Genomic DNA, 17,969 nt, shown 5'->3' on the forward strand with positions numbered 1-17,969 from the left:
CGATGGGTTTCCGCGAGGAAAACCGTCGATAGAAGCTTATCACCCGGCAATCTATCTTGTATGGCACCTGTCAAAGATGCCGTCGCACGGAACCTGTTTCAAAGAGCCGCAGCGGGGCTGGAACGCGAAACGACAGGACGACCGGACATGAGCATTCCGATGACATCCACATTCATCAAGCCCATGCACCCCGAGGGCATCCGCTTCGTGGCCATCTTCGCCGCGATCACGGTGGTCCTGTGGCTGGTCTCGGATTTCCTCGGGCTGGTCGGGCTGGGCCTGACCATATGGTGCTATTACTTCTTCCGCGACCCCGAGCGCGTGCCGCCGGACCGTGACGGCCTGATCCTCAGCCCGGCCGACGGGATCGTGTCGATCATCGAACCGGCGGTTCCCCCGACCGAACTGGGCATGCCGGACGAACCGCTGACCCGCGTGAGCGTCTTCATGAGCGTGTTCAACTGCCATGTGAACCGGGTGCCCGTCAGCGGAGAGATCACCGGGATCGCTTATCATCCGGGCAAGTTCTTCAACGCCTCGCTTGACAAGGCCAGCGCCGAGAACGAGCGCAATAGCCTGCGCATCCGCCGCGATGACGGCCGCGAACTGGCGGTGGTGCAGATCGCGGGGCTGGTCGCCCGGCGCATCGTCTGCTTTGTCGAGCCGGGCGCCCGCATGGCCGCCGGGGACCGGTTCGGCCTGATCCGCTTCGGCTCGCGCCTCGATGTCTACCTGCCCCGCGGCACCGCGCCGCTGGTGCGCGTCGGGCAGACCATGGTTGCCGGTGAAACCGTGCTGGCAGACCTCACACCACTGGAAGAATAGGCGAACCCCGCATGGCTGGTCCCACCGGCGCCCCCCCGTCCGAGCTTTCGGTCACCCAACTCCTGCCCAACCTGCTGACGATCATGGCGGTCTGCGCCGGGGTGTCCGCCATCCGGTTCGGCGTTCAGGGCAATTACGTCCTGGCCGTGCAGCTGATCCTGGCCGCGGCCGTGCTCGACGGGCTGGACGGGCGGCTGGCCCGGGCGCTGGACAGCCAGAGCAAGGTCGGCGCCGAGCTCGATTCGCTGGCCGATTTCCTGAATTTCGGGGTCGCGCCGCCGCTGGTGCTGTATTTCTGGGGGCTCCAGTCGGTGCCCAATATCGGCTGGCTCGCGGTCCTGGTCTTTGCCATCTGCACGGTGCTCCGGCTGGCCCGGTTCAACGTCGCCAGCCAATCGGAAACCGCGCCGGGCGACAACCGGTTCTTCACCGGGGTTCCGGCGCCCGCCGGCGCGCTGCTGGTGATGTTGCCGCTCTATGTGTCCTTTGCCGTCAGCGACCAGCGGATCCTGCCCGCCGCCGTCATCTGCATTCACATGGTCGTCATCGGCGCGCTGATGATCAGCAAGATCCCGACATGGTCGTTCAAGGCCCAGAAGATCGCACGCGAAAAGGTCCGGTTCTTCTTCGTCGGCTTCGCCCTTCTCGGCGCGGCCCTGCTCATATTCACATGGGTGTCACTTGTCGCTGTCTGTATTGCCTATGTGGCTGTCGTCATCATCACGCTGGTTCACGACCGGCGGCGCAGAAAACAGGAGAGCTGACCCGTGGAGATCGAAGCGGTAGGGACCGCCTATGCCAGATGGGCCCCGGTCTATGACCAGACATTCGGCGCCCTGACACGATCCGGGCGGCGCATGGCCGTGGGCCTGATCAACCAGCGATCCGGCAGCGTGCTCGAGGTGGGCGTCGGCACCGGGCTGGCACTGGACCTCTACGACCCGCATCTGAGGGTCACGGGCATCGACTACAGCGAGGACATGCTGGGCAAGGCCCGCGCACGGGCCGAACGGAAGGGCCTGGACCATGTCGTCGAGCTGCGCCAGATGGATGCCCGGCGCCTTGATTTCCCGGACAACCACTTTGACAGCGTCGCGGCGATGCATGTCATGTCCGTGGTGCCCGAGCCCGAACGGGTGATGTCCGAGATCGCCCGTGTCTGCAAGCCGGGCGGAAAGGTGGTCATCACCAGCCATTTCGAACGCGACACCGGCGTGCTGGCGGCGATCGAGAAACTCGCGGCGCGCATGCCCAACCTGCTGGGCTGGCATTCCGATTTCGCCATGGAGCGGGTGTTGCAGGACAACCGGCTGTCCATCGAAAAGACCCGGAGCCTGCCGCCGATGGGCATCATGACGCTGCTGGTTCTCGCCAAGTCCTGAGCGGCCCGGGATCGCCAACCGGCCCCGATGCTCAGCGGCCGGTTTCGTCCGGATTTTCCACCGGGGGCTCAGCCGCGCGGCCGGGGCGGCGGGGGATGTTGTCGCGGGGCGATACCGTCTGCCGTTCGATCAGCCGGTGCACCCGCAGCGGCCGCGTGCCCTTGTGCAGCTTGCTGATTTCCTCGAACACGCCGAAATCGGCCTGTGTACGCCGCTCGTGGTGGCGGATGTATTCGACCCATGTCGGGACATGATAGGATTCCGTCCACAGGTCGGGATCTTCCAGGTCGCGCAGCAGCGCCCATTGCTGCGCCCCGTCGCGTATCCGCACGCGGCGGTGCTGGTTCATCAGGTCGAGGAACCGCGGCACGTCGCCCTGGTCGATCCGGTAGTCGATCATGATCATGATCGGCCCGCTGCGCGGCGTGATATCGAGTTGCAGAGGCGGTTCGCTGAAACGGTTCAGGGGATCAAGGTTCAGATCGCTCGAATCGGGCAAAGGCGCGATCAGGCCGACCAGCGCGCCGCACAGCAGCAGCGCCCCGGCAATCAGCAGCGCGCTGCCCAGACCGGCGCTTTCGGCGATCGCGCCCCAGAGCCAGCTGCCCCCGGCCATGCCGCCGAACACCCCGGTCTGATACAGCGCCAGCACCCGGCCCACCACCCAGCGCGGTGTCGAAAGCTGCATGGTGACATTGAACAGCGACATCGAGATCACCCAACAGAACCCCGCCAGGAGCAATGCCAGCGCGTTGAACATGGCGATGTCGCTGAGCGCGAGCACCACGCAGGTGACCGCGAACCCGGAAAACCCGAGGCGGACGATGGTTTCATTGCGATAGCGGTCGCGCAACCACCCGTTGGCGAGCGCACCGAACACCGCGCCGAAGCCGAAACAGCCCAGCAGGGCGCCATAGACCAGGGCATCGCCGGCCAGGTGGTCGCGCACAACCAGCGGCAGCAGCGCCAGGATCACCACGGCGGACAGCCCGAAGACGAAACCGCGCGCGATGGTCCGGACCAGGTTGGGCGACAGCGCGACATAGCGCAGCCCCGCGGCAAAGGCGCTGCCGAAGGGCTCGCGCGGCAGGCGGCGCGGCGCCAGCGCCGGCCGCCAGCCCAGCAGCGCGGCGATGATGGCGACATAGCTCAGCGCGTTGACGGCAAAGGCCGCCGCCGCCCCGGCCAGCGCCACGATGGCCCCGCCCGCCGCCGGGCCGACGCTGCGCATCATGTTGAACCCCATGCTGTTCACCGACACCGCCGCCGACAGTTCCTCGCGCGTGACGATATCGCCGACCGACGCCTGCCAGGACGGGATATGCATCGCGGTGCCGCAACCGATGAGAAAGGTGAAGGTCAGCAGCAGCCACGGGGTCAGCAGGTTCTCGAAGGCGAGAAATGCCAGCACCACCGAAACCACGCACATGAACCCCTGCGCCCAGAGCATGATCTTGCGGCGGTCGAAATTGTCGGCAAAGACACCGGCCGCCAGCGAAAAGATCATGATCGGCAAGGTCACCGAGGATTGCACCAGCGCCACCATGCTGTGAGACGCGGTCAGCGAGGTCATCATCCAGGCGGCGCCGACGGATTGCACCAGCCCGCCGAAATTCGAGGCCAGCGTGGCAATCCAGAGCATCCGGAACGTGCGGTTGCGAAAGACCGCCAGCGTGGGAACCGAGTTGGGCATCCTGTTTCTCCTGCGGCACCATGATTGGGCCACGGGCGACCGTCTGTCGATACCCCTGACGATCCCCCCTCTCCCACGCGGGGCCATCGAGCGCCCGAACCTCCCGCCAGGAGATGTTCATCGTTAACAGACACAACCGAACGTGGTAACTGTCGGATATCCCGTGTTTCATTCCTGCAGGGGGTTTTGATGACGAACATTGCCGGCAAAGCCTATGCCATGAACGTGGTGACCCCGAGCAATCCCAGGATCACATGGCTCAACAGGCTGCTGTTCATGGCGGCGCGGGGCATGCCGGACCGGCTGTCGGGCCTGCTGGGGCTGTCGCTCATCCACTTTGCCCGCTGGGTCATCATCAGGCCCCGGGACTGGCCGGATCTCGGCCAGGGAAAGGAAACGATCAGCAACGACTACATGCTGTTCTGTTCGAATTTCAACGGCACATGGGATCAGTATATCGATGCCTTCTCGGACGGCATTCCCAACGGCCTGAACCTGTTCTGGTTCTCCGCCACGAAATACCCGCTGTCGATCCCGATCACCCCGTTCAAGACCTACATCACCCACAACCAGATCGGCACCGATTACTATTTCAACGCAACACCCGGTTCCGCGCAGCGCGACATCAAGACGTCGCTGAGGATGTATGACGTGCTGCTGCAACTGGAGGAGGCGCACAGGACACAGAGCCCCGAGGCCTTTGCCGAAACCTACCGGGCCGCTCTGGGAGAGGTGCAGCTTGGCTTTGGCGATACGGGGTTTGGCCCGGTCGCGAGCCTCAGCACCGAACGCGCGGACCTCAATCGCGGCGCCTATGTCGCCGGTTCGTCGGCCTGAGAGGGACCATCGCCATGCCCGACCTCGACAGCGGCCACTATTTCCTGACAACGCTCGCCCCCATCCGCGACAGCGCCACGGACAAGCACAAGCACGGGTCATACACGCAGGCGGTCCGCATTGCGCTGGCGCGGATGCCATCGGCGCTGCAATCGCCCGCGACCGAAAAGATCGGCGTCAACAGCCCCTTTGCCCGCAATCGCCGGACCCATTTCGCCCGCATGTTCGTGCTGAACGACGTCGTCTATAACGGCCGCATCGGAAAGAACGCGCTTGCGGCCTCGATCGCCGGGGACGATCCCGCGCTGTCCAGGCCCGTCGATCGGCTGAACACGTCGTATCTCGTGTTCTGCGCCGATATCGACGCGGTCGAGGAAGACGGGGCACCCCTGCCCGAGACCCTGACACCGGCGCAGCGGCGGCGAGTTCGCGATGCCTATGCGCGCAGGTTGTGGGAAACGATGGAACCGGAACTGCGCGAGATCTACAGCAACTGCGAAGGCTTCGACGGCATCGAGACAGCACAGGCATTTGCCGACTATCTCGACCGCTGCCATGTGGAAACGACGATGCCGTTCCACGACTATTACCTGGCGCTGCCCGAATTCAACGAACTGCCGCTGAAATGGCTGCTTGCGGCGGTCGCGCTGCCGTTCGTTTTCGCCGCCGCCGCGTTGCTGATGCGAGTGTTCGGTGTCCTGCAGATGCCGGTCCTCGGCATCGACACGTTCCTCGCCTTCCTCCTGGGCCTTGCGGTAACCGGGATCGCCGGGTTCGCGGCCATCCGCTACAGCCTGAAAAACGGCGAGAAACCGCTGCCGCCGGGCCGGTATGACGACCTGCCTTCCGTTCTCAAGGCGCTATATCTCCAGCAGAAATTTTCCGATTTCGCGGTAGAGGCGCAGGGCGCCTCGCCCGATGATCTTCATGCGGCGTTCGGGGCGTTCCTGGAACAGCACAGACCCGGCGACCGGCTGGACCCGACGCAGCCTCCCGGCGTCATTCCGGTCCGCAACGGGTGAGAGGGGCCGGGAATGGCACGCACGCTCAACCTCCATGACATCCAGGGCAATGTGGTCCGCGCATATGGCCGCTACTCGTTCCCGTTTGCCCGCTATTTCTTTTTCAACATCACGAAACCCGACGAGGGCCGCAGGTTCGTGGATGCGGTGCGCCGCCATGTCACCACCGGCGCGCGCTGGCCCGACCAGGCGGACAAGCCCGCCTGCACCGTCAATATCGGGTTCAGCTTCTTCGGCCTGTGGCAGTTGGGCGTGCCCGCGCGCACGCTCAAGGGCATGCCGCACGAATTTGCCGAGGGCATGAAGGACCGCGCCTTCGTGTTGGGGGACCGGGATACCACCAAGGTCGCCGAGGACGATCCCGATTGGGATGCGCATTGGGATCCGATCTGGCGACGGAACCGGACCCCCGGCGCCAACGGTATTGACGATGTCCATATCTGGGTTTCGCTGAATGCCCAGCTTAAGACCCCCGGCTCGGCCGATCCGGTCGACGAACTGGACCGGCGCACGGACTGGCTGCGCGGTCTCTGCGCGGCGTCGAATTCGGGGGTGCGGCTGCTGGCGGGGATCGGGCGCGACGGCGCGGCGGATTACCAGGACGCGAACGCGGTTTTCGACCGGTTCGGAGACGTGGTCCTGCCAACGCCCAGAGAGCATTTCGGATTTGCCGATGGCATCGGCGATCCGGTGTTCGACGGCCAGTACCGGGCGTCCGAGATGCCCGACCGCGTCATCGGGCGCGGCAAGCGCGAAGGCGGCTCGTGGACGCCGATCGCGACGGGCGAATTCATCCTCGGCCACCCCGACGAGAGCCAGGAATTGCCGCCCGCGGCGATGCCGCCCGAGTTTTCGCATAACGGGACCTTCATGGCCTACCGGAAGCTGCACGAAAATGTCGCCAGCTTCGACGCGGTGGTGACCGAAGAGGCGCGGCGATACGCCCGCGTGATGGATGTTCCCGAGGACGAAGCCCGCGAAACGCTGCGGGCAAAGATGTGCGGGCGCTGGTCGGACGGCACGCCGCTTGCGATCCGGCCCACCTACCCGGACTGGCGGGCCTTTCGCGCGGAAAACGGGTTCGACGATCCGGACCCGGCAACGGCGCTGAAGAACCAGGCAGCCTATCTGCGCTCGCCCGCCGCGTCCGATTTCCGCTATGCCGATGACATGCCGGGGTTCAAGGTACCGGGGGGTGCCCATATCCGCCGGATGAACACGCGGGATTACCTCGATCCGCTGAACCGGGGCGGCGTGGACGAGGCCGGAAAGCCCTATCCCAACCCGGACGCCACGCATGCGCTCAACAAACGCCGGCGTGTCCTGCGGCGCGGCCTGCCCTATGGCGCCTCCGATCCCGCGGGCAACTCGGACGAGACCGAACAAGGGGTGGTCATGATGCTGATCGGCTCCAGCCTTTTCCGCCAGTTCGAATTCGTCCAGCAGCAATGGGTTCAGTACGGGCTCGATTTCCACCAGGGCAACAATACCTGCCCGATGCTGGGCGAACACCGGGTTCATACCCGCCACACCATCCCGTCCGATCCAAAGAGCGGCAAACCACCCTATATCATGAGCAAACTCAGGACCTTCGTTGAATGCCGGGGCGGAGAGTATTTCTTCATCCCCTCAATGACCGCCCTGCGCCTGATCGCGATGGGGGTCGTCGACCCGACCTGAAAGACCACCGGGGGGCGTCGGTTGATGGTGCGTGTGGAGGGACTTGAACCCCCACGCCTTGCGGCGCTTGGACCTAAACCAAGTGCGTCTACCAATTCCGCCACACACGCAACGGGCGGAGGTTTACAGGGCGCGGGGGTGGATGGTCAAGCTGGCTGTCGGTGTTCCCGCAGGGCATTCGGAACATGCGGCCGGCAAGCCGGGACCGATGCGAAAGCCCCCCGCGTCAGGCGCCGATCGCGGCCAGGACGGCGGGCAGCGCCTCGGGCAGATCCTCGGCGATCAGCCCCGGCCCGATCGCCAGCGCGGTTTCCACATGCAGCCAGGCGGCGGTCTCGGCGGCGGCGGCGGCGGGCAAACCACGCGCGATCAGCCCGCAGATCAGCCCGGCCAGCACGTCCCCGGCCCCGGCCGTTGCCAGCCAGGGCGCGGCGCGGTCGTACCGAGCCGAGTGAACCGCGCAGTCACCACCGGGCGTGGCGATCACCGTGTCCGGCCCCTTGAGCAGCACCACGCATCCGGCGCGCCGGGCCGCATCACGCACCGCGTCGATGCGCGAATAGCCCGGCGCATCCATTTTCCCGGCCAGATCGGGGAACAGGCGCGCGAATTCACCGCCATGCGGCGTCAGCACGCAATCCGGGTGCAGCAGATCGAACAGCGCGGCCGGGTCGCCGCGAAACAGGCTCAGCGCATCGGCGTCCAGCACGGCGGCGCGGCGCAGCGGCAGCACGGCTTCGACCAGCGACCGCGCGCGGGCATCCAGCCCCAGCCCCGGCCCGAGGCAGAGCGCGTTCAGCCGCGTATCCCACAGCAGGTCCGTCAGCGCGTCCGCGTCCCTGAGCGGCAGCATCATCAGTGCGGTGATCTGCCCGGCAACCTCGGCCTGCGCCTCCGGCGGCACCGCCAGCGTCACCAGCCCCGCCCCGACCCGCAGCGCCGCCCGCGCCGCCAGCCGGGCCGCCCCGGTATGCCCGGGCCCGCCGGTCATAACCAGCGCGTGACCGTGATCGTATTTGTGCCCCGCCGGCGATTTCGCCAGCAATTCGGCCGTCGGCGCTTCGGCCAGCCAGACAGGCGCCGCGGACCCGTGGCTGCGGCCGTCATGCGGCAACCCGATATCGGCCACTGTCACATGGCCGCAGAAACCCGGCCCTTCGCTCAGCCGGTGACCGCGTTTTTCGGCATGGAAACTGACCGTCAGATCGACCGCCGGGCAATTGCCCAGGTCGCGCCCGGTGTCGGAACACAGCCCCGAGGGGATATCCACCGCCACGCACCGCACACCGAAATCGGCGCGCAGCATCTCGAGATTGCCCAGCAGGAACCCGGCATCGCCGTCGACGCCACGCGCCAGGCCGGTGCCGAACAAGGCGTCGAACACCAGGTCCGGCGGCGCATCGACGGTGCCCAGCGACCGGTCGGTCAGCGGATGGCAGGGGCCGATCCCGCACCAGCGGGTGTGGTTCGCGGCGGCATCGGGCGGCAGGCGGCCGGGATCGCCCAGCAGCGACAGGTCGACCTGCCAGCCATGCTCCTGCACCAGCAGCCGCGCGATCACGAACCCGTCGCCGCCATTGTTGCCCGGCCCGCACAGAACCACGGCGCGGCGCGGTTCGTCCGCCAGCGCCGGCCAGCGGGCCAGCACCGCGTCGACGACGCCGCGCCCGGCGCGTTCCATCAGCTCCAGACCGGTGACCGTGCCGGTTCCGATCGCCGCCGCCTCGATTGCCCGCATCTGCGCCGCGCTCAGAAGTTCCGCCATCGCATTGCCCCTTCCCGATTCAGTTCCGCCCAATCACGCGGCTGATTGCACAATTTTTAGGCACAGCCATGGTTTCCGCGCCGCGGCAGCCGATGGTCCGACCCTATCCGATTGAGGGCGCGGGCGGGAAGTGGTCTGACGCCCCACAGGACATGTGCCGATCAGCATTGCCGGGAGCAAAGCCATGAAAAAAGTCGAAGCCATCATCAAGCCGTTCAAGCTGGACGAGGTGAAGGAGGCGCTGCAGGAAATCGGCGTCCAGGGCCTGTCGGTCATCGAGGTAAAGGGCTTCGGCCGCCAGAAAGGCCATACCGAGCTGTATCGCGGCGCCGAATATGTCGTCGATTTCCTGCCCAAGGTGAAGATCGAGGTCGTGCTGGACGACGACCTGGTCGACGCGGCGACCGACGCCATCATCGACGCGGCCAAGACCGACAAGATCGGCGACGGCAAGATCTTCGTGTCGCCCGTCGAACAGGCCATCCGCATCCGCACCGGCGAATCCGGCCCGGACGCATTGTAACACTGCCCCGCAGTAACACCGCCCCGCATCGCGGCGGCAACATCACCCAGACATCAGACCATTCCAAGAGAAGGAAAAAGGGAATGAGCAAGGACGCAATTCTCGATTTGATCAAGGACGAGGACGTCGAATATGTCGACATCCGGTTCACCGATCCGCGCGGCAAGCTGCAGCATGTCACCGTCGTCGCCGACCTGGTGGACGAGGATTTCATCGAAGAAGGCTTCATGTTCGACGGCAGCTCGATCGCCGGCTGGAAATCGATCGAAGCCTCGGACATGAAACTGATGCCCGACACCGACAGCGCCTATATCGATCCGTTCTATGCCGAAAAGACGCTGTGCGTGCATTGCACGGTGGTCGAACCGGATACCGGCGTGCCCTATGACCGCGACCCGCGCGGCACCGCGGAAAAGGCCGAGGCCTATCTGAAATCCTCGGGCATCGGCGATGTGGCCTATTTCGGCCCCGAGGCCGAGTTCTTCCTGTTCGACGACGTGCGCTATTCGAACACCATCAACAAGGTGTCCTACGAGGTCGACGCCACCGACGCCTCGTGGAACACCGACACCGAATACGAAATGGGCAACATGGGCCATCGCCCCGGCGTCAAGGGCGGCTATTTCCCGGTGAACCCGGTGGACGAGGCGCAGGACCTGCGCTCGGAAATGCTCTCGACGATGAAGCGGCTCGGCATGAAGGTGGACAAGCACCACCACGAGGTCGCCTCGTGCCAGCACGAACTGGGGCTCATCTTCGGCAGCCTGACCAAGCAGGCCGACGAGATGCAGAAATACAAGTATGTGATCCACAATGTCGCCCATGCCTATGGCAAGTCGGCGACGTTCATGCCCAAGCCGATCTATGGCGACAACGGCACCGGCATGCATGTGAACATGTCGATCTGGAAGGACGACAAGCCGCTGTTTGCCGGCGACCAGTATGCCGATCTCAGCCAGGAGGCCCTGTGGTTCATCGGCGGGCTGCTGAAGCATGCCAAGACGCTGAACGCCTTCACCAACCCGTCCACCAACAGCTACAAGCGCCTGATCCCCGGCTTCGAGGCCCCGGTGCTGCGCGCCTATTCGGCGCGGAACCGGTCGGGCTGCGTGCGGATCCCGTGGACCGAAAGCCCCAAGGCCAAGCGGGTCGAAGCCCGGTTCCCGGACCCGTCCGCCAACCCCTACCTGTGCTTTGCGGCGCTGCTGATGGCCGGGCTCGACGGCATCCGCAACAAGATCAACCCCGGCGAGGCGATGGACAAGAACCTCTACGACCTGCCGGCGGAAGAACTCGAGGGCATCCCGACCGTGTGCGGTTCGCTGCGCGAAGCCCTGGATGCGCTGGCCGCCGACCACGATTTCCTGCTGCAGGGCGACGTGTTCACCAAGGACCAGATCGACGGCTATATCGCGCTGAAGATGGAAGAGGTCGAAACCTACGAACACACGCCGCACCCGGTCGAATTCGGCATGTATTATAGCTGCTGACGCGCGGATCATCCGGTTCGGCAGTCGACGGGCGCTCTTCGGAGCGCCCGTTTTTTTCGGGGCCGGGGCGGTGGTCGCGACTGCCCGCCATTTGTTCGACCCCCGTGCAAAACAGTTGATCGCTCCCGCAAAGGGTGTAACGCTGGCGTTGTTTTCGAACCCGAATTTTGCACTCTGCGACAGACCACGGGAACCTCGGACGATGGCCAAGAAAACCAAGGCGGAGCTCGTCAAGGAAGGCAAGGAGCTGAACGCGGCGCTCACCGCGATCCGCAAGAAGCCGCATAATTTCGCGCTGCTGGTCGGCAAGGACGGCCTGATCCTGGAAACCGATCTCAAGAAAAGCCCCGAGGGGTTGCGCGGCAAGGCCAAGAAGGCCGGGGGCGGCGCCAAGGGCGCGGTGGGCGAGATCAGCGCCACCGGCAAGGACATCACTCTGAAACTGGCCGAGGGCGAGAACCCGCCCGGCACGCTGGCCCGCCTGTTCAAGACCCATCTGCGCGAACGCGGCATCGCGGCCAATGTCACCCTGCTGGACAGCACAGGAACGGCCGTGGGCGAAGAAGGCGCCACCGATACGCCCACCGACACCCCGGCCGCCGATAGCGATGCCGCCCCGGCCGATGGTATCGACGCCAAGCTGGACAAGGCATTCAGGAAAATCCAGCCGTCGCTGGTCTCGGCGCTCAAGACCGGGCCCAAGGATCACGCCGCCGTCCTGGCCAAGCTGACCAAGGCCTATGAGACGGCGAAAGGGGCCGGCAACTATGAACAGGCGCTCAAGGACCTGACCCAGCTGCGCACCGAGATCGCCCGCACCCCCAGCACCGACACGCTGGATGCCGCGCTGGCGGGCAAGGACGATCCCGCCCGGCTGGCGGGCATGGCGGGGCTGCTGGTCAAGACGCTGGAACGCGGCGGCAAGGAGGCCGATTTCAAGAAGGAAGCCGGGCCGAAGCTGCGCGACATGCGCACCGCGCTGAAGGCCGCGCTGGCCGGGTCGCCGGATGCCGAGCAGCTCAAGGTGCTGACGGCGATGAAAAAGAGGCTGGACCGGGCCTTTCTGGACGACCTGAAGGACGAAGGCCACGGGCCACAGCGCCACGAGGGCGACGTGACGCCCGAACAGCTGGTCGACCGCTGCGTGAGCGGCCACGACCCGATGACCGGCGACACCACCGACGGCGTGCATGGCGGTGTCCACCGCTACAGCCGCCACGCCACCCGGTTCAAGGATCCCGGCGATTATGTGGACGCCGAGGAAACGATCCGCGGCAACCAGGCCTATACCGACGAAATGGCCGAGGCCAAGCGCACCAGCGACACCCGTTTCAGCGTCGAACTGCCGCTGAAGGATGTGCTGGGCGACGACTACAAGACCAAGCTGGAGGGCAAGTCGCGCATCGGGTCGGCGAAGAACCCGCAGGGCTCGCAGGACACCGATTTCACCGATGGCACCATCACCGCCGTCTACGATATCGACGCGAATGGCGACACGGTGCTGGTCACGATGTATCCCAACCCGAAATGACGGACAGGCTGAACCATGGCGTTTGAAAAGCTGGAAATCCTCAAGCGCAGGCTGCGCAATTACTGCAATGTCAACGCCTTCGACCTGATCGCGCTCAAGGCCAACCTGGACGCGCCGGGCAATGCCGAGATCCGCGACATCTTCCGCGCCGAACTGGAGGACGCGATCGCCTCGGACGTGCTGCCGCAGGCCGAGTATGAAAAGCTCACCGCCGAGGAATTCGAGGACGACGCGGAATACCGCGACAACCTGCGCGGCATCCATGCCTACCTGTTCGAGGGCGCGCCGCATCCCTGATCGCCCCGATCACGGGGGCAAGGCGGTCATGGACAAGGCCCGGCGCCACTTCTAGGACGGGGTCATGTCGTTGCAATCCGATCTTCACGCCGCCCTGACCCCTGCCCGGCAGGGGCGCTACAAGGCGGCCATCAAGGCGGCAAGGGCCGGGATGCGCCGCCACAAATCCCACCCCGCCTTTCCCAACATCGCCGCCACGGCGCTGTGCGCATTGGGCAAGGAACGCGAGGCGGTGCCGCTGTTCCGCAAGGCGCTGGCGCTCGCCCCCGATTTCCACGACGCGCGGCGCAACCTGGCGCAGGCCTATCTGGGGCTGGGGCAACCCGATCGGGCCGGCAAGCTGTTGCAGCGGCTGGTGACGGACCTGCCGCGGGATGACGGCGCGTGGCTGCTGCTGGCGGTGGCCAGCGAGGCAACGGGCGACCTGCCGGCAGCCGAGACGGCGGTGGGTCAGGCGCTTGCGCTGGCGCCGCGCAACCGGGCGGCGCTGCTTCGGCGGGCGGCGCTGCGCAACCGGATGGGGCTGTCGCGGGGGGCACTGGACGATTACATGGCGGCGGCGGATCTCGACCCGGCCGATCCGGGCGTCGCGCTCGAACTGGCCGCGCTGCTGATGTACCTGACCCGCGACGACGATGCCATCGCGGTGCTGAACCGCGCCATCGCGGTGTCACCGGATCATGCCGGGCTGCGGGCCGAACTCGCCAATCGCCTGCTGGCGGCGGGTGACCGCGACCGGGCCATCGCGACCTTTCGCGCCGCGCTCGAGCTGGCGCCCGACGACGCCGAGACGCTGGACCAGCTCGCGCTCGCGCTGCCAACCGGGGATCTGCCCGCTCTGCGGACGCGGATCACGGATGCCCTGTCACGCACCCCGTCTGGAAGCGCCGATCACGCAACGCTGATGTTTGCCCTGGCCCATGCCGGAACCCGCGCCGGGGACGCTGCCGCCATGGATCACCTGAAACAGGCCAATGACGAAACCGCCGCGCTCACCCCCTATGACGCCGCCGGCGAAGCGGCGTTCACCGACACGATCAGGGCGCGGTTCCCTGCCCCGGCAAGGGTCGAGCCGGTGGAAGATACCGACGGGCCGGTTCCCATCTTCGTTCTCGGTATGCCGCGCTCGGGCACCACGCTGGCCGAGGCGGTGCTGGGCGCCCATGACGCGGTGGTGCCGCTGGGCGAACGCCGCGTGGGCGATCTGCTGTTTCCCTGGCTGCAATCGGGCCGCCCGCTCGACGCCGGGGATATCGCGCGCATCCGCCGGACCGACCGCGCCAACCTGCCGGACCTGCCCGAAGGCACAAGCGCCTATGTCGACAAGATGCCCGAAAACCACAGGCTGGCCGGGTTTCTGAAAACGATCTGGCCCGAGGCGCGCATCATTCACCTGCGCCGCGATCCGCGCGACACCGCGCTGTCGCTTTGGCGGGCGCGGTTTCCGGCGGGGCGGCTGGCCTATGCCTATGATCGCGCGGCGATGGCGCACCGGTTCAACCTCTATGCCGGGATCATGGCGCATTGGCGGCAGGTGATGCCCGGCAACATCCTTGAAATCACCTATGAATCGCTCGTTTCCGATCCCGGGGCGACGAGCCGCGAATTGGCCCGGTTCTGCGGGCTCGACTGGCAGTCCGGCATGGCGCAGCCAGACCGCCATGCCGGTCAGGTGCGCACGCTCAGCGTCCATCAGCTGCGCCAGCCGGTGCATACGCGGTCGGTCGGGCAATGGCGCGACCACGCGGATTTGCTGGCCCCGTTCATCGAGGCGCTCGACCCGGAGCTCTGGCCCGAACTGGCTGACGCCACAGATTGACCCTTGTTTTCGCATCAAGGCACGATAGCCTGACAGGGATCGTCCGCTAAACCGGGCGAAGGACGGGGATGGCAATATGAAACGATACGCAGCGCTTGGCGTGTTTCTCTGGCTGGCGGGGGCGGGCATGGCGGCGGCCGCCAGCTGCGGCAACACCGGGTCGGGTTTCGAGACCTGGAAGGCGAACTTTGCGGCGCAGGCGAAAAAGGCCGGCGTGGGCAATCGCGGGCTGCAGGCGCTGGCCCAGTCGCAATATGCCAGCCGCACCATCGCCGCCGACCGCAACCAGAAGAGCTTTCGCTATTCGCTGTCGAAATTCATGCAGGTGCGCGGCGCGGATACGATCGTGTCGCAGGGGCGGCGGCGCAAGGCCAGCAACCCCAATTTCTATGCCGCGCTGGAACGCCAATATGGCGTGCCCGCAGGCGTCCTGATCGCCATTCACGGCATGGAGACCGGGTTCGGGAACTTCATGGGCGACAGCCGGGTGGTCTCGGCGATCACGACGCTGGCCTATGATTGCCGCCGGTCGAGTTTCTTCATCCCGCATGCGATCGGGGCGCTGAAACTGGTCGACAACGGTTCGATCAGCGCCTCGACGCTGGGCGCCCGGCATGGCGAACTGGGCCATACCCAGTTCCTGCCCGGCAACGCGCTGACCTATGGCGTGGACGCCACCGGGGATGGCCGGGTCGATTTCTACAACGTGACCGACGCGCTGGCATCGACCGCCAACTATCTGCGCAAGAAGGGCTGGAAACCGGGCAAGGGCTATCAGGAAGGCCAGCCCAATTTCCGCGTTATCAAGGAATGGAACGCGGCGACGGTCTATCAGCAGGCCATTGCCATCATGGGCGCGCGGATCGACGGCTAGGCCCCGGCCCGGCCCGCATCGGCCAGCCCCTGCATATCGGCCCGCGCCAGCACATAGGTATGGATCGAGAACACCACCGCGCGCGTGCGCGGCAGGCGCAGCACTGATTGCCGCTCGCTGCGCAGGTAGGGCAGCGTTGCATCCGCCTGCTCCGGGCGCGGATCGGCCTCGCGGCGCGGCTGATGCAGGTCGGGATCGGCATACCACAGCGCGTTGCTGCGCCAGAGCGGCCGCCCCGGCTGCACCCCGTCGAACAACCGCTGCACCCGCGTGGCCATGTTCGCGTCATAGCTGTCGACCGGCGTGTGAATGGCGATCAGCGGGCGCAGGAATTTTTCCGACAGCGTCCAGCTGGCCGGGAAACACAGCACCGCGCCGGTCAGCACATGTTCGGCGCCGCGTTTTTCCAGGATGCAGAGATCTTCCTGCACCAGCCGCCCCAGCGTGCCCAGCGGATCGCCCCGGTCAAGCGTGACGCCGACACCGTCCGGCCGCCGCACCGTGCCGGTCGCGCCGGGATAGGCCAGGTCCAGCACCGTTTCCAGCAGTTCCACCGCCGCCGGGCGCGCGGCATCGTCCAGCGCCAGCACCTCGGCGCGGCGGGTCGCGATCAGCCGGTCGCGTTCGGCCATCTGCGCGGCAAAGGCATCGTCGCGCTGGAGCCAGTCGGCCATGTCCAGCGGCGCGATCCCCGGCAACCGGCGCGGCGCCAGCGGATGATAGGGGATCGAGCTTTGCAGTATCGCGGTCATGCCCCGGCCTAGCATCGCGGAACGGCGTTGTCGGCAGGAAAACGCCATCCCGCGTCGGTTTCGGAACGGAACCGGCCCCGCCCGCCCCGCAGGATCAGAGCCGGGAGGAGACCGACATGGAGCGTCCCTATCGCGAGATACGCAAGATCGACCCCAGCCGCGGCGCGCTGACCGGGGACCGCACGCCCAACGACCAGGACCGTATCGAGATCGGCCCGACCCGGCTGGCCCTGCAGGAATGGGAGGCGGCGGGGCTGGCCCTGCCCAACCTGCCGCGCATGCGCGAATACCGCTGGAGCCGGCTGACGCGGGCGGTGGTGGATCGCGGCTATGCCGGGCTGCTGATGTTCGACCCGCTCAATATCCGCTACGCCACCGACAGCACCAACATGCAGCTCTGGAACGCCCATAACCCGTTCCGGGCGCTGCTGCTATGCGCCGATGGCTACATGGTGATCTGGGACTACAGGAACTCGCCCTTCCTTTCGACCTTCAACCCGCTGGTGCGCGAACAGCGCAGCGGCGCGGATCTGTTCTATTTCGACCGCGGCGACAAGGTGGACGTGGCCGCCGATGTCTTTGCCAACGAGGTGCGCGTCCTGCTGGGCGAACACGCCCCCGGCAACCGCAGGCTGGCGGTGGACAAGGTGATGTTGCACGGCCTGCGCGCGCTCGAGTCACAGGGGTTCGAGATCATGGAAGGCGAAGAGGTCACCGAAAAGACCCGTGCGGTAAAGGGCGCGGACGAGATTGCGGCGATGCGCTGTGCCCATCACGCCTGCGACATGGCGGTGCGCGAGATGGAGGAATTTGCCCGCGCCAATGTGGGTGACGGCAGGACCTGCGAGGATGACATCTGGGCGGTGCTGCATGCCGGGAATATCCGCCGCGGCGGCGAATGGATCGAAACCCGCCTGCTGGCGTCGGGGCCGCGCACCAACCCGTGGTTCCAGGAATGCGGGCCGCGCATCTGCCAGCGCAACGAGATCATCAGCTTCGACACCGATCTGATCGGGTCCTACGGGATCTGTATCGACATCTCGCGCAGCTGGTGGATCGGCGACCGCGCACCGCGTCCCGACATGATCCATGCCATGCGCCATGCCCATGAACACATCATGACCAATATCGGGATGCTGCGCCCCGGCGTGACCATCCCGGAACTGACCGCCAACGGTCACCGGCTCGAGGACAGATACCAGGCGCAGAAATACGGCTGCATGATGCACGGCGTCGGCCTGTGCGATGAATGGCCGCTGGTGGCCTATCCCGACAAGGCGGTGGCCGGCGCCTATGACTATGCGCTGGAGCCCGGCATGGTGCTGTGCGTCGAGGCCTGCGTCGGCGAGGTGGGCGGCGATTTCTCGATCAAGCTGGAAGACCAGGTGCTGATCACCGAGGACGGGCACGAGAACCTGACCACCTATCCCTTCGACAGCGTGCTAATGGGGGGCTGACCGGCCATCCCGCCCGTGGCCG

General features: G+C 66.1%; 16 protein-coding genes and 1 tRNA gene. 13 read left to right on the forward strand and 4 right to left on the reverse strand.

Annotation, left to right across the window (positions count from 1 at the left end):
• The first annotated feature begins 153 nt into the window (after positions 1–153).
• From C6Y53_RS05890 to C6Y53_RS05900, 3 genes are read left to right on the forward strand one after another with little or no spacing between them, the layout of a single operon-like run.
• On the forward strand, positions 154–825 hold the full coding sequence (locus C6Y53_RS05890; protein WP_211299519.1) for a phosphatidylserine decarboxylase: 672 nt from the start codon (positions 154–156) through the stop codon (positions 823–825).
• 11 nt (positions 826–836) lie between these two features.
• Positions 837–1,589 (forward strand): CDP-diacylglycerol--serine O-phosphatidyltransferase, encoded by a 753-nt coding sequence (gene pssA / locus C6Y53_RS05895; protein WP_106471597.1) that lies wholly within the window; start codon positions 837–839, stop codon positions 1,587–1,589.
• A 3-nt stretch (positions 1,590–1,592) separates the two neighbouring features.
• Positions 1,593–2,207 (forward strand): class I SAM-dependent methyltransferase, encoded by a 615-nt coding sequence (locus C6Y53_RS05900; RefSeq protein ID WP_106471598.1) that lies wholly within the window; start codon positions 1,593–1,595, stop codon positions 2,205–2,207.
• A gap of 31 nt (positions 2,208–2,238) precedes the next feature.
• Here C6Y53_RS05900 and C6Y53_RS05905 read toward each other — a convergent pair whose 3' ends face one another.
• On the reverse strand, positions 2,239–3,900 hold the full coding sequence (locus C6Y53_RS05905) for an MFS transporter (RefSeq protein ID WP_106471599.1): 1,662 nt from the start codon (positions 3,898–3,900) through the stop codon (positions 2,239–2,241).
• Positions 3,901–4,089: 189 nt separating this feature from the next.
• Between C6Y53_RS05905 and C6Y53_RS05910 the strand changes: the two genes are divergently transcribed.
• From C6Y53_RS05910 to C6Y53_RS05920, 3 genes are read left to right on the forward strand one after another with little or no spacing between them, the layout of a single operon-like run.
• Positions 4,090–4,737 carry a CYTH domain-containing protein gene (locus tag C6Y53_RS05910; RefSeq protein ID WP_106471600.1) on the forward strand — a complete coding sequence of 216 codons (648 nt, stop codon included), beginning with the start codon at positions 4,090–4,092 and terminating at the stop codon, positions 4,735–4,737.
• 14 nt (positions 4,738–4,751) lie between these two features.
• On the forward strand, positions 4,752–5,759 hold the full coding sequence (locus tag C6Y53_RS05915; protein WP_106471601.1) for a hypothetical protein: 1,008 nt from the start codon (positions 4,752–4,754) through the stop codon (positions 5,757–5,759).
• Between the two features lie 12 nt (positions 5,760–5,771).
• Positions 5,772–7,439, forward strand: a complete 1,668-nt coding sequence (locus C6Y53_RS05920) for a Dyp-type peroxidase (protein ID WP_106471602.1) — start codon at positions 5,772–5,774, stop codon at positions 7,437–7,439.
• Positions 7,440–7,464: 25 nt separating this feature from the next.
• On the opposite strand, the gene C6Y53_RS05925 is transcribed toward C6Y53_RS05920, so the two are convergent.
• Positions 7,465–7,549, reverse strand: a tRNA-Leu gene (locus tag C6Y53_RS05925).
• A gap of 116 nt (positions 7,550–7,665) precedes the next feature.
• Positions 7,666–9,204, reverse strand: a complete 1,539-nt coding sequence (locus C6Y53_RS05930; RefSeq protein WP_106471603.1) for an NAD(P)H-hydrate dehydratase — start codon at positions 9,202–9,204, stop codon at positions 7,666–7,668.
• 184 nt (positions 9,205–9,388) lie between these two features.
• On the opposite strand from C6Y53_RS05930, the gene C6Y53_RS05935 reads away from it, so the two are divergent.
• The 6 genes from C6Y53_RS05935 to C6Y53_RS05960 all read left to right on the forward strand — a co-directional run bounded on the left by C6Y53_RS05935 (position 9,389) and on the right by C6Y53_RS05960 (position 15,738).
• Positions 9,389–9,727, forward strand: a complete 339-nt coding sequence (locus C6Y53_RS05935) for a P-II family nitrogen regulator (RefSeq protein WP_106471604.1) — start codon at positions 9,389–9,391, stop codon at positions 9,725–9,727.
• Between the two features lie 83 nt (positions 9,728–9,810).
• On the forward strand, positions 9,811–11,217 hold the full coding sequence (gene glnA, locus C6Y53_RS05940; RefSeq protein ID WP_106471605.1) for a type I glutamate--ammonia ligase: 1,407 nt from the start codon (positions 9,811–9,813) through the stop codon (positions 11,215–11,217).
• Positions 11,218–11,419: 202 nt separating this feature from the next.
• The gene (locus C6Y53_RS05945; RefSeq protein ID WP_106471606.1) at positions 11,420–12,748 is read left to right on the forward strand and encodes a hypothetical protein; all 1,329 of its coding nucleotides are present in this window, start codon (positions 11,420–11,422) and stop codon (positions 12,746–12,748) included.
• A gap of 15 nt (positions 12,749–12,763) precedes the next feature.
• Positions 12,764–13,045, forward strand: a complete 282-nt coding sequence (locus C6Y53_RS05950) for a hypothetical protein (protein ID WP_106471607.1) — start codon at positions 12,764–12,766, stop codon at positions 13,043–13,045.
• Positions 13,046–13,109: 64 nt separating this feature from the next.
• Positions 13,110–14,864 (forward strand): tetratricopeptide repeat-containing sulfotransferase family protein, encoded by a 1,755-nt coding sequence (locus C6Y53_RS05955; protein WP_106471608.1) that lies wholly within the window; start codon positions 13,110–13,112, stop codon positions 14,862–14,864.
• A gap of 76 nt (positions 14,865–14,940) precedes the next feature.
• The gene (locus C6Y53_RS05960; RefSeq protein ID WP_244614950.1) at positions 14,941–15,738 is read left to right on the forward strand and encodes a lytic murein transglycosylase; all 798 of its coding nucleotides are present in this window, start codon (positions 14,941–14,943) and stop codon (positions 15,736–15,738) included.
• Here C6Y53_RS05960 and C6Y53_RS05965 read toward each other — a convergent pair.
• Complete coding sequence (locus C6Y53_RS05965) at positions 15,735–16,490, reverse strand: heme-dependent oxidative N-demethylase family protein (RefSeq protein WP_106471609.1); 756 nt, start codon at positions 16,488–16,490, stop codon at positions 15,735–15,737. The two genes, C6Y53_RS05960 and C6Y53_RS05965, sit on opposite strands and share 4 nt — an antisense overlap.
• 116 nt (positions 16,491–16,606) lie before the next feature.
• On the opposite strand from C6Y53_RS05965, the gene dddP reads away from it, so the two are divergent.
• Complete coding sequence (gene dddP / locus C6Y53_RS05970; protein ID WP_106471610.1) at positions 16,607–17,947, forward strand: dimethylsulfonioproprionate lyase DddP; 1,341 nt, start codon at positions 16,607–16,609, stop codon at positions 17,945–17,947.
• The last annotated feature ends 22 nt before the right edge of the window (positions 17,948–17,969 follow it).

The sequence above is a fragment of the Pukyongiella litopenaei genome (assembly GCF_003008555.2).
In the GTDB taxonomy this organism is placed as follows: Bacteria; Pseudomonadota; Alphaproteobacteria; order Rhodobacterales; family Rhodobacteraceae; genus Pukyongiella; species Pukyongiella litopenaei.